Raw genomic sequence first — 11,679 nt, 5'->3', positions numbered from 1 at the left:
AATAATATGAAAACACAATATATAAAATCACTTTTGGTAGTAGCGGTTGCTACGTTTACCTTTAGTTGTGGAGAAGATTTTCTTGAAGAAACTCCTACACAATACGTTTCCATTTCGGATGTTGGTGAAACTGGAGAAATATACCCAGGCATACTAGCCGGTACACTTAGTGGTCTATTCAATTCTATGTACACAACGGGAACTGGAGGAACAACTGACCATGCCGATTTTGGGCAAAAAGGTAATGACATTTATTCAGATTTCCTTTCAGGAGATTTAGCTCTAACAGCAAATAACTATAACAGATATAGCAATTTTGCACCATTATTAATTACTGTAGATAACACGTTTACAAGAGCAAATTATTCAGCTTGGAGATATTACTACAGAATTATTGGATCTGCAAACAAAATTATTGATGCATTAGGAGGTAACGATGCCACTATTACAGACTCTAATAAAACAACAATGGGGCAAGCTAAAGCTATGCGTGCGTATGCGTACTTTTACTTAACTCAGCTTTATATCCCAGAATACAATCCGACTTCTAAAGTATTGCCATTATACATAAACACAGATGGAGATGCTTTAGAACAAAGCGAAACTCAAGTGGTTTATGCACAAATGATAGATGATTTAGAACAAGCAGCAACACTTTTAGAAGGTTACAGCAGAGCTGAATTATTTGAAGTTAATGAAGATGTTGCAAACACATTATTAGCTTATGTTTACGGATCTATGGATACTAACGCTACAGATATTTTAGCTAGAGATTTAGCTGAAAAAGTTATAGCAAATTCAGGTCTTCCTATTACAACAAAGGCAGAAACTATTGGAGGATTCAACTCTGTAGAAACTCCAAGTTGGTTATGGGGTGCAGATATCACAACAGATACTGGCTTAGATTTGATATCATGGTGGGGCCAAATGGATATCTACACATATAGCTACCAATGGGCAGGTGATAAAAAAGCAATTGATCAAGGATTATACGATCAAATTAAAGATACAGATCAACGTAAAATTCAATTTGCTACTCAAGCAGATATTGACGATGAGGTAAACCAATTACAAGATTCAGATATATTAATTCCTTTCAAGAAGTTTTACAATGCTGCAAGAGTTAGAGGTGGTCAAAGAGTTATTGAAGATGATTACATCTACATGCGTATTGATGAATTATACATGTTATCTGCCGAAATGAATGCAAAAATAGGAGCTGAAGAAGATGCTAAAACTCGTTTAAAGCAAATTTTAGCTGAACGTTTTGACTCAGCAGCTGACTATGCTTATGTTGACACCTTAACCGGACAAGCACTAATAGATGAAATATACTTACAAACACGTATTGAGTTTTTTGCCGAAGGAAAAAGTTTACTTGCTCTTAAAAGAAACAAAGCGAATGTTGTAAGAGGTACTAACCATTTATACTTAGCAGGCGAAGTAATTCCTTATAATGACGATCGTCTTACTTTGGAAATTCCTTTATTAGAAGTACAAAACAATCCATTTATCAACTAATTAGCTATAGCACATTGCTATAAATAACCGATAATGGTTAAAGTTAAAAATCCTCAAGAGTTTGAAACTCTTGGGGATTTTCAATTTATATCATTCTGTAAATATAACACCACGTCTGGTTTACTAATTAGAATTAAAAAAATCATTGAAGCTCAAGGTTTAGCTATAATCTCAACTCAAAATTTATCCAATTATAAAATAGTTTCTAGGGTAACGATTCCTTTTGATCCATATTTAACTTCCGATCCGCTAGTAATAATTTTGAGCAGCAGCGAAGTTAAAACAAATGAAAACTTTACAATTTTCATCATAATTAAAGATAAACCTCTAACAATTAGGTTTTCTCGTCAAATTAGTTATATTATCCTTTAGTATAACTTTAAAAACACTACATGAGGCAATTAAAAATTACGAAACAAGTTACCAACCGCGAGTCAAAATCCCTAGACAAATATCTTCAAGACATTAGTAAAATACCACTAATCACTGCTGAAGAAGAGGTCGAACTAGCCCAATTAATTAAAAATGGCGACCAAAAAGCTCTAGATACACTCACAACCGCTAATTTAAGGTTCGTAGTTTCAGTCTCAAAACAATATCAAAATCAAGGGCTAACTCTACCCGATTTAATCAACGAAGGCAATGCTGGCCTAGTGAAAGCGGCGAAACGCTTTGACGAAACCAGAGGATTTAAATTTATTTCTTATGCCGTTTGGTGGATTCGTCAAGCAATTCTTCAAGCTTTAGCTGAACAATCTCGAATAGTTAGATTACCTTTGAACAAAATTGGCTCGATTAATAAAATTAATAAAGCCTATTCATTTTTAGAACAAGAGAATGAAAGACCACCAAGTGCGCAAGAAATTGCAAGCAAATTAGATCTTTCATTAACCGATGTTAAACAGTCTATGAAAATATCTGGGCGCCATGTTTCTATGGATGCTCCTTTTCAAGAAGGTGAAACATCAAACTTGTATGATGTAATGAATTCTAGCGAATCGCCTAGACCAGATTCTGGTTTAATGCAAGACGCTTTGAATATAGAAGTTAACCGTGCTTTAAATTCCCTTTCGGAAAAAGAAGCAGAGGTTATTCGTCATTATTATGGTATTAGTAAAAAACAACCTATGAGCCTCCAAGAAATTGGTGACTCTTTTGGTTTAACACGGGAACGTGTAAGACAAATAAAAGAAAAAGGTATTCGTAGATTACGACAAACCTCAAAAAGTAAAGTATTAAAAACGTATTTAGGATAAGCCTAAAACTTAAAATCAATTAATTAAAAGAGTATCTATGTTAAAGATTATTGTAAAAGATGGTGAAAATATAGAGCGTGCCTTAAAACGCTACAAAAGAAAACACCGTAACATCAAAGTGATGCAGAATTTACGTGAAGGACAGTTTTTCACTAAGCCATCTGTAAAAAGACGTCGTCAAGTAAAGAAAGCAGCTTACATTCAAAACTTAAGAGACCAAGAAGAAATTTAGTCTTTGCTTAGTTTGAAGCTTATAAAAAATCCCATTCGATTATGTCGTAATGGGATTTTTTAATTAAACGGATATTTTTACTACTATACCTTCGTTAGATCTTATATTAAACACGGTTTCATCTTCAAAAATGAGATATTGACCTTTTATACCAACTAGCTTCCCTGTATATTTTAAATCTTTTTTAATATTTAGACTCTTAGGCTTAAGCGGATATTTATCTACTGGGAAGTCTAAATGAGTTTCAGTATTGTTTTCAATAAAGTACTGAGCAGCTTCATCTGGAATGTATTGTTTTAAACGATCCCGCCATTCTATTAAATTCTCGTCTTCATTATCGTTTTTAAGCATTTTACGCCAGTTTGTCTTATCTGCTACATAAGACTTTAAAGCAACCTCTGTAACGCCCGCTAAATACCTATTAGGCACTTCTACAATTTCCAATGCTTCGTGTGCCCCCTGGTCGATCCAACGTGTAGGTACTTGCGTTTTTCGCGTTACCCCTACTTTCACATTACTAGAGTTCGCTAAATAAACAATATGTGGCTGTAATTGCACACGTTTTTCATATTCCAAATCGCGATCTTCTTGCCCCAAATGCGCTGTGCTTAATTCCGGTCGCATAATCCAATCTCCAGTTTGTGCGGTATTATAAAAACATTGCTTATCATAGCCTTGGCGGAATATTGGTTTGTCTAATCCACAGTTTAAACATTGATATTTTACAAATTCAATAGATATCGTTTTTCCTAGTAATTGATTCATATTTATAAAATCAGAATCAAAAACCAAATAATACTGAATCGGGTTAGAAAATTCGGTTTCCATTTTTGTCAAAACACCTTGGTAAGTCATAAAAAAAAGTCTTATTTTTAAAAAATTAAAGATAAAAATAATTATGCCAATCCCTATAGTAAATTCAATTGCTTCTTGGTTTTTAAAAAAACGATTTCATCAAATAGAATTGTTCCTAAAATACCCAAATGAAGTTCAAAATGAATTACTACAAAGCCTACTGTACACGGCTAAAGACACTGAATTAGGTAAACAATACGATTTTAGGTCTATAAAAAATTACAAAACATTTTCCGAACGTGTACCAATTAAAAATTACGACGGATGGCAGGACATTATAGATCGATCGCGTAATGGAGAGAATAATTTATTTTGGCCAACACCTATAAAATGGTTTGCTAAATCTAGCGGCACAACCAGAGCTAAAAGTAAATTTATACCCGTAAGCGAGCAATCTCTAGAAAATTGCCACTATGCGGCGAGTAAGGATTTGCTTTGTATGTACTTAAATAACAACGAAGATTCGCAATTATTTACAGGCAAAAGTTTACGCTTAGGAGGAAGTAAAGAACTCTCTAGACAAAACGGCACCGTATTCGGAGATTTATCGGCAATTTTAATTGATAATATGCCATTTTGGGCCGAATACAGCAGTACTCCTAGCAACAAAGTCTCTTTAATGAGCGATTGGGAACACAAAATGCAAGCCATTGTAAACGAAACTATAAATGAAAAAGTAACAAGTTTAGCTGGTGTCCCGTCCTGGATGCTTGTACTTTTAAATAACGTGCTAGAAACTACCGAAAAACATAGTTTACACGAGGTTTGGCCAAACCTAGAAGTCTATTTTCACGGAGGAGTGAGTTTTACGCCATATAAAGATCAATACCAAAAAATATTACCTCAAAAGGATTTTAAGTATTATGAAATTTATAATGCTTCGGAAGGTTTTTTCGCTATTCAGGATAGAAATGATTCGAATGAATTATTACTAATGTTAGATTACGGCATTTTCTATGAATTTATCCCTATGAACATTTATGCCACATCCGAAGAAAAGGCAATTCCGTTAAGCGAAGTTGAGTTACATAAAAATTACGCCGTTATAATAACAACCAATGCCGGATTGTGGCGATACAAAATTGGCGACACCATTAGGTTTACTTCCTTAAGTCCTTATAGAATAAAAGTTTCTGGCCGCACAAAACACCATATTAATGTTTTTGGTGAAGAGCTTATTATAGAAAATGCAGAAGAAGCTCTAAAAAATGTGTGTGCCAAAACTGAAGCCGAAATAGTAGATTATACCGCTGCCCCTATTTTTATGATAGGAAAAGAAAAAGGTGCGCACCAATGGCTTATAGAATTTAAAACCCCGCCTACAGATATCGATTACTTTAATGAACTTTTTGACAATGCGTTGAAAGCTTTAAATTCAGATTATGAAGCGAAGCGTTATAATAGTATTACTTTAAATAAACCAAAAATCACCATAGCCAGAAAAAATTTATTTCACGATTGGCTTAAACAAAATAACAAACTTGGTGGTCAACATAAAGTTCCACGACTTTCAAATACTAGAGATTACATCAATGAACTTCTAGAATTAAATGTTTCGTATGCTTAAATTCATTTTAAGAAAAACGAGAAACCCTTCCTCCTGCTTATAAACTTAAGCAGGTTTTATTACCTTTAAATTCTTAATTAAATCATTTGGATGTGATAAATAGATAATTCTTTTATCATCCATAATACCTTCCAAATTTGTTGGATTACCAGAAATAAGCAAAGGCACATCTCCTTGCTCTAGTATCGCTTCAACTTTTACTTTAGCGGGTTGCTCTGTTGGTGTTACAAACATAGACAGCATTAAGTTTGGCTTTACTTTTTTTATAACTTGTTTAATATTTTCCGTAGGCACATCTTGACCTAAGTAGTATACATTCCATCCCATTTCTCGGGCTATATAATACGCAAGTAAAAGTGCTATTTCATGATATTCATCTTCAGTTAAAAACATTAATATACTTGGAGCACCTTTTGGAGGATAAGCAAGAACATCAATTGAAGCGAACATTTTCCGCTTAATTAAATTCGAAATAAAATGTTCTTGAGCTGGCATGACTTTATTAATTCCCCAAAGTACTCCTACTTGATTAAGAAAGGGATATACTAATTCTGTTACTGTTGCCAATAAACCCTTTTTAACTATTTGAGTTCTTAGCACGTCATTAAAAGAAACCTCATCCATATCGAGCATACTAATAACGAGAGCACTAATTTCATCTTCATAATTTCCTTCAGTAATTCCATCAGAAATGGTTTTATGAATTTCATCATCCGTCATTTTATCAATCTTAGAAATGCGGTAACCATTCCGGGTCAGGACAGCAATATTCAATAATTTCTTCAATTGATTATCAGAATAATAACGAATATTAGTATCTGTACGTTCCGGATCCAAGAAATTATATCTAGTCTCCCACTTACGCAAAGTATGTGCTTTAATACCAGTTAAAGCCACTATTTGTGCCATTGTATACTTGCTCATGTCTAAATATTTACTACACAAACTTAAACAAAAAATAATAATTACACTTCGATTAAAAACCTATTTTGTCTAACGTTTTACCAAAATTGTTTGACAATATTAAATTTTTACATATATTTGTCTAACAAAAAAACAAAATAAATTAGACATTATGAAAACGAAACACTTTTTTATCGCACTTTTTAGTCTATCATTAATAGCAACATCATGTAGTAGTGATGACGATGGCACTAAAACACCAGCCGCAACACCAAACATTGTAGAATTGGCACAAGAAACTCCGAGTTTAAGCTCATTAGTAGCTGCCTTACTTAGAGCTGATGGAGATTTAGCAACCGTATTAAGTGGAGACGGACCATTTACAGTTTTAGCACCTACTAATGATGCCTTTGCAACTTTCTTATCTGATAACGGATTTGCTTCTTTAGAAGAGGTACCAACAGATGTATTATCTCAAGTTCTGCTTAACCATGTAATCATGGCCGATGTATCTGCTAGTGATTTAGTTTCTTTAGGATCTGGATATACTTCGGGAAGTGCTACTGGAGCAGGAGATGAGAATATTAGTATTTATTTTGATGCAACTAATGGAGTTACTTTCAACAACGTTGCAACAGTTACAGCAGCAGACGTTAGTGCATCTAATGGAACAGTACATATTATAGATGCTGTTTTAGGATTACCAAGCATTGTAGATCTTGCTGTAGCAAACTCAGACTTCTCCAATTTAGTAGCAGCTTTAGGTAGTGCTGATGGTGATTTAGTTAACGTACTTAGTGGCGATGGACCATTTACAGTTTTAGCACCTACTAATACCGCTTTTAACACCTTTTTAGATGGTACAGCACTAGGAGACGTTGATACTGCTGCCTTATCTCAAATATTACTGAATCATGTTATTATTGGTTCGTCTATAACTTCGACGGCTTTAGTAGATCTAGAGGCTGGATATACCAACACAGGAGCAACTGGACCTGGAGAAAGTCCATTAAGTTTATATTACAACACAACTAATGGCGTTATGTTTAACGGAATATCTAGTGTAATACAAGCAGATGTTATTGGAACTAATGGTATCATTCACGCAGTAGATACGGTTATCGATATACCAACTGTGGTAACCTTTGCACTTGCAGACCCAACGTTCTCTACTTTAGTAGAAGCTTTAACAACTTTAACGCCTGCTACAGATTTTGCAGCTGTACTTTCAAGAACAGAAACAGGAAACTCTGATAACTTAAATCCAAACTTTACGGTTTTCGCACCAACAAATGATGCCTTTGCTGCTTTAGCTGCAGTTCCAGAAGAAGGACCGTTAACGCAAATATTATTACACCATGTAATAAAAGAAGCAAACGTAACATCTAGCATGTTAAACAATCCTGGTGATACAACAGCAACTACAATTGAAGGCGATGATATTACCATTACATTACCTGGAACAGGAAATAATATTGCTAATATTACCGATGGATCTGGAGCTACAGATATTGGGATTATAGCTGTAGATGTACAAGCCGGAAATGGTGTAATACATGCTATCAATAAAGTAATGATCAATAACTAAAGTTAACTTATTCCCTAAAACTAGTTGACTTTAAGGCCGACCCTAACAATGTGTTAGAGTCGGTTTTTTTTATGTTTATATAACATAAAAAAGCCATTTGTAAATATATTTACAAATGGCTTTTTAAATTATAATACAATTTAACTTTAAGAAACTGCTTTCAGTTTTTTAATGGTTGTTTTTGTAAGTTTTTCTTCAGCGTAAGCTTGAGTCACATTTAACTTTCTATCCTCGCTACTTGGTAATTCAAACATAGCATCGGTTAAAATTTCTTCACATAAAGAACGTAATCCCCTTGCTCCTAATTTATACTCAATAGCTTTACCAACAATAAAGTCTAGAGCTCCATCACTAATAGAAAACTCTACTTCATCCATATTAAACAGTTTTTTATACTGCTTAATAATAGCATTTTTAGGCTCTGTTAAAATGGCTCTTAATGTTTTAGAATCTAAAGGATCCATATACGTTAACACAGGAAGCCTTCCAATAATTTCAGGAATTAAACCGAAATCTTTCAAATCCTTCGGAATTATGTATTGTAACAAATTACTTTGATCCACATTCTCGTCAGACATAGAAGCACTATACCCCACTGCCTGCATATTTAGTCGCTTTGAAATATGCCTTTCAATACCATCGAAAGCTCCACCTGCAATAAATAAAATATTTTCAGTATTTACTTCAATGAATTTTTGATCTGGATGTTTACGCCCGCCCTTTGGTGGCACGTTTACAACAGTACCTTCTAATAACTTCAATAAAGCTTGTTGTACACCTTCACCAGAGACATCTCTAGTAATTGAAGGGTTGTCACTTTTACGTGCTATTTTATCAATTTCATCAATAAAAACAATCCCTTTTTCAGCTTTTTCTAAATTATAATCGGCCGCTTGTAATAAACGTGTTAAAATACTTTCTACATCTTCACCTACATAACCAGCTTCTGTTAATACAGTTGCATCTACAATAGCTAAAGGTACGTTAAGCATTTTCGCAATGGTTTTCGCCATTAAGGTTTTACCTGTACCGGTTTGCCCAACCATAATGATGTTTGATTTTTGAATTTCAATATCATCATTTGTTGGTGGCTGCAATAAGCGTTTGTAGTGATTATAAACGGCTACAGACATTACTTTTTTAGTCATGTCTTGACCAATAATATACTCATCTAAAAACTCTTTAATCTGTAAAGGCTTACGTAGTTTTAATTCCGCAGATAAATCGCTGCTATCGTTTTGTTTAGATTCTTCTATAACAATACCGTGAGCTTGCTCAATACATCTATCACAGATGTGTGCATCTAATCCTGCTATTAACAAATTTGTTTCCGGTTTTTTACGACCACAAAACGAACATTCTAATTCTTCTTTTGCCATTAATCTTCCTTGTTTTGAGGCATATAAATTTCAATCCCCTTTATACCAACACTTTAAAGTTAGTGTTTTTTTATTAATTACGAGCTAAAATCTCATCGATCATACCGTATTCCTTAGCTTTATCGGCTTTCATCCAGTAATCTCTATCACTATCTTCGTATACTTTGTCGTAATCTTGACCAGAATGCTTACTAATAATGTTGTAAAGTTCTTCTTTCAAGATTAAAATCTCTCTTGCCGTAATTTCAATATCACTAGCTTGTCCTTGCGCGCCACCTAAAGGTTGGTGAATCATAACACGTGAATGTGTTAAACCACTACGTTTTCCTTTTGCACCTGCACATAATAAAACAGCTCCCATAGAAGCAGCCATACCTGTACAAATAGTTGCTACATCTGGCTTAATAAACTGCATAGTATCGTAGATACCTAAACCAGCATATACACTTCCTCCTGGAGAGTTAATGTAAATTTGAATATCTTTATTAGCATCTGTGCTTTCTAAAAATAAAAGTTGTGCTTGTACAATGTTTGCAACTTGATCATTAATTCCGGTTCCTAGAAAAATAATACGATCCATCATTAAACGCGAAAACACATCAAAAACGGCAATATTCATTTGGCGTTCTTCAATAATGTTTGGCGTTAAATTAGTTGGGTACATACTACTAATAATTTTATTGTAGTATGTACTGCTAATACCTTGATCTTTTATCGCGAATTTTTCAAATTCTTTTGCGTAATCCATATATTATTTTGATATTAAATTCAATTTAACACATTGACTTAAAAGCGTTTGTGCTAAATAAAACTATTTATATAATTTGTTTTTGAATAAAAAAGCGCTTAAATCTAATAGATTTAAGCGCCTAAAGATAATCATTTATTATTTATTTATTTGTCGCCATAAACTTCTTTAACAAAGTTTTCGTAACTTAATTCTTTAACCTTAAGGTTTGCCTTTTCTTTATAAACAGATAATAATTTTTGACTTACTAATTGTTCTGAAATACGACGTGCCTCTTCTTGGTTTGATAATACACGTGCTGCGATATCATCTAACTCTTTATCAGAAGGATTCATTTGACCAAATTGAGCCATTTGCCCTTTAATCATTTCTCTTGCATGATTTTTAATATCGTCCATAGTTACTTGCACGTTGTTAGCCTCGATTAACTTACCTTCAATTAATTGGTAACGTAAGCTTTTTTCAGACTTCTCATACTCTTCTTTAGCCTGGTCAGCATCCATTTCTTTTTCACCTGCAGTTTGCATCCACTTCGTTAAAAACTCAGCTGGCAAATCGAATTTAGTATTTTCTACTAAATGCTCTGTTACATCGTTTAATAACTTTTGATCTGCTTGTTGTACGAATTGCTTTTCAGCATCTTCTTTAATTTTTGCTCTTACTTCTGATACAGATTTAACTGCTCCTTCACCAAAAAGCTTATCAAATAATTCTTGGTCTAAATCAGCTAATTCTCTTTTGTTAACTTCAGTAATAGTAAAAGATACTTCAATATCTAAACCATGTACTTCATCGTGACCTAATTTTAATGCATGCATTAAATCGTGATCATCTTCAAAAAGACCTTTTGTTTTTAAAACAATAACATCTCCAGCTTTAGCTCCAACAAACTGCTTTGCTGTTGCTTTTCCTTTAAATTTATCTAAAGTTAAAGTTACTGTGTTATCAATTTCTTTTTCTTCGTTTGTGTAAGCACCAGTAATTTCACTATCTGCTTCTACAACATCTTGAGGAATTAATTTTCCGTATTGTTTTTGAATACGTTCAATTTGTTCATCAATCATTTTATCATCAGCAACAATATTATATTGTGTGATCGCTTTTTTGCTCTTTAATTCAACATCAAATTGTGGTGCTAAACCTAATTCAAATTCAAATGAAAATTGATCGGCATCCCAATTAATTTCATCTTGTGTTTTAGGTAACGGCTGTCCAAGAACATCTAATTTCTCTTCAGTTAAATACTTATTTAAAGCATCTTGCAAAAGTTTGTTTACTTCATCAACCAAAACTGCTTTTCCGTATTGTTTTTTAACCATTCCCATTGGCACATGACCTTTTCTAAATCCAGGAATATTTGCTGTTTTGCGGTAATCTAATAAGATTTTTTCAACTTTATCGCTATAATCTTCTTTAGCGATATCTACTTTTACCACTGCATTTAATGCATCAACGTTTTCTCTTGTAATATTCATTTTTAATGATATAAGCCTGAAAAGGCATTTAACAATTAGGTCTAAAACCTTATATTTCTTTGAATTCTTCTAAGTTAATAGAAAAACCAAATTTTAGTAAAAAATTTAATCTGTATAATTCTTAGATTTTTTAGCAACTAAAATCGGGATGCAAA

The 11,679-nt window shown here is 33.3% G+C and carries 11 protein-coding genes; 6 read left to right on the top strand and 5 right to left on the bottom strand.

The features are described 5' to 3' along the window. The first annotated feature begins 6 nt into the window (after positions 1–6). The 4 genes from BM246_RS14950 to rpsU are packed head-to-tail and all read left to right on the top strand — an operon-like array spanning position 7 to position 3,009. The gene (locus BM246_RS14950) at positions 7–1,521 is read left to right on the top strand and encodes a RagB/SusD family nutrient uptake outer membrane protein (protein ID WP_074938982.1); all 1,515 of its coding nucleotides are present in this window, start codon (positions 7–9) and stop codon (positions 1,519–1,521) included. A gap of 33 nt (positions 1,522–1,554) precedes the next feature. Then, positions 1,555–1,893 (top strand): hypothetical protein, encoded by a 339-nt coding sequence (locus BM246_RS14945; protein ID WP_042505228.1) that lies wholly within the window; start codon positions 1,555–1,557, stop codon positions 1,891–1,893. 20 nt (positions 1,894–1,913) lie between these two features. Then, on the top strand, positions 1,914–2,777 hold the full coding sequence (locus BM246_RS14940) for a sigma-70 family RNA polymerase sigma factor (protein WP_042499100.1): 864 nt from the start codon (positions 1,914–1,916) through the stop codon (positions 2,775–2,777). 37 nt (positions 2,778–2,814) lie between these two features. Continuing rightward, complete coding sequence (rpsU, locus tag BM246_RS14935) at positions 2,815–3,009, top strand: 30S ribosomal protein S21 (RefSeq protein ID WP_042499099.1); 195 nt, start codon at positions 2,815–2,817, stop codon at positions 3,007–3,009. Between the two features lie 63 nt (positions 3,010–3,072). On the opposite strand, the gene BM246_RS14930 is transcribed toward rpsU, so the two are convergent. Further along, on the bottom strand, positions 3,073–3,864 hold the full coding sequence (locus BM246_RS14930) for a DUF2797 domain-containing protein (protein ID WP_074938980.1): 792 nt from the start codon (positions 3,862–3,864) through the stop codon (positions 3,073–3,075). Positions 3,865–3,907: 43 nt separating this feature from the next. Between BM246_RS14930 and BM246_RS14925 the strand changes: the two genes are divergently transcribed. Then, positions 3,908–5,431, top strand: coding sequence for a GH3 auxin-responsive promoter family protein (locus BM246_RS14925; protein ID WP_074938978.1), 1,524 nt, complete (start codon positions 3,908–3,910; stop codon positions 5,429–5,431). A gap of 45 nt (positions 5,432–5,476) precedes the next feature. Here BM246_RS14925 and BM246_RS14920 read toward each other — a convergent pair whose 3' ends face one another. Beyond that, the gene (locus tag BM246_RS14920) at positions 5,477–6,355 is read right to left on the bottom strand and encodes a MerR family transcriptional regulator (protein WP_042505231.1); all 879 of its coding nucleotides are present in this window, start codon (positions 6,353–6,355) and stop codon (positions 5,477–5,479) included. Between the two features lie 151 nt (positions 6,356–6,506). On the opposite strand from BM246_RS14920, the gene BM246_RS14915 reads away from it, so the two are divergent. Beyond that, positions 6,507–7,922: a fasciclin domain-containing protein gene (locus BM246_RS14915; protein ID WP_074938976.1), complete on the top strand. Its 1,416-nt coding sequence runs from the start codon at positions 6,507–6,509 to the stop codon at positions 7,920–7,922. Between the two features lie 146 nt (positions 7,923–8,068). On the opposite strand, the gene clpX is transcribed toward BM246_RS14915, so the two are convergent. From clpX to tig, 3 genes are all read right to left on the bottom strand, one after another. Further along, the gene (gene clpX / locus BM246_RS14910; protein WP_074938974.1) at positions 8,069–9,301 is read right to left on the bottom strand and encodes an ATP-dependent Clp protease ATP-binding subunit ClpX; all 1,233 of its coding nucleotides are present in this window, start codon (positions 9,299–9,301) and stop codon (positions 8,069–8,071) included. Between the two features lie 73 nt (positions 9,302–9,374). Further along, a complete protein-coding gene (clpP, locus tag BM246_RS14905; RefSeq protein WP_042499093.1) occupies positions 9,375–10,049 on the bottom strand; it encodes an ATP-dependent Clp endopeptidase proteolytic subunit ClpP in 675 nt (224 codons plus the stop codon). A gap of 146 nt (positions 10,050–10,195) precedes the next feature. Beyond that, a complete protein-coding gene (gene tig, locus BM246_RS14900) occupies positions 10,196–11,524 on the bottom strand; it encodes a trigger factor (RefSeq protein WP_042499091.1) in 1,329 nt (442 codons plus the stop codon). Positions 11,525–11,679 lie beyond the last annotated feature (155 nt).

Origin of the sequence: Algibacter lectus, from assembly GCF_900112395.1 — a bacterium.
In the GTDB taxonomy this organism is placed as follows: Bacteria; Bacteroidota; Bacteroidia; order Flavobacteriales; family Flavobacteriaceae; genus Algibacter; species Algibacter lectus.
The sequence above is the reverse complement of the archived record's forward strand: the minus strand, read 5'-3'. Positions and strand labels throughout refer to the sequence as shown.

Excerpts from the sequence above, each read along its gene's own strand:
- rpsU (WP_042499099.1), top strand. The coding sequence starts at position 2,815 with ATGTTAAAGATTATTGTAAAAGATGGTGAAAATATAGAGCGTGCCTTA.
- BM246_RS14950 (WP_074938982.1), top strand. The coding sequence starts at position 7 with ATGAAAACACAATATATAAAATCACTTTTGGTAGTAGCGGTTGCTACG.
- clpX (WP_074938974.1), bottom strand. The coding sequence starts at position 9,301 with ATGGCAAAAGAAGAATTAGAATGTTCGTTTTGTGGTCGTAAAAAACCG.
- BM246_RS14915 (WP_074938976.1), top strand. The coding sequence starts at position 6,507 with ATGAAAACGAAACACTTTTTTATCGCACTTTTTAGTCTATCATTAATA.
- tig (WP_042499091.1), bottom strand. The coding sequence starts at position 11,524 with ATGAATATTACAAGAGAAAACGTTGATGCATTAAATGCAGTGGTAAAA.
- BM246_RS14925 (WP_074938978.1), top strand. The coding sequence starts at position 3,908 with ATGCCAATCCCTATAGTAAATTCAATTGCTTCTTGGTTTTTAAAAAAA.
- BM246_RS14930 (WP_074938980.1), bottom strand. The coding sequence starts at position 3,864 with ATGACTTACCAAGGTGTTTTGACAAAAATGGAAACCGAATTTTCTAAC.
- clpP (WP_042499093.1), bottom strand. The coding sequence starts at position 10,049 with ATGGATTACGCAAAAGAATTTGAAAAATTCGCGATAAAAGATCAAGGT.
- BM246_RS14940 (WP_042499100.1), top strand. The coding sequence starts at position 1,914 with ATGAGGCAATTAAAAATTACGAAACAAGTTACCAACCGCGAGTCAAAA.
- BM246_RS14945 (WP_042505228.1), top strand. The coding sequence starts at position 1,555 with ATGGTTAAAGTTAAAAATCCTCAAGAGTTTGAAACTCTTGGGGATTTT.
- BM246_RS14920 (WP_042505231.1), bottom strand. The coding sequence starts at position 6,355 with ATGAGCAAGTATACAATGGCACAAATAGTGGCTTTAACTGGTATTAAA.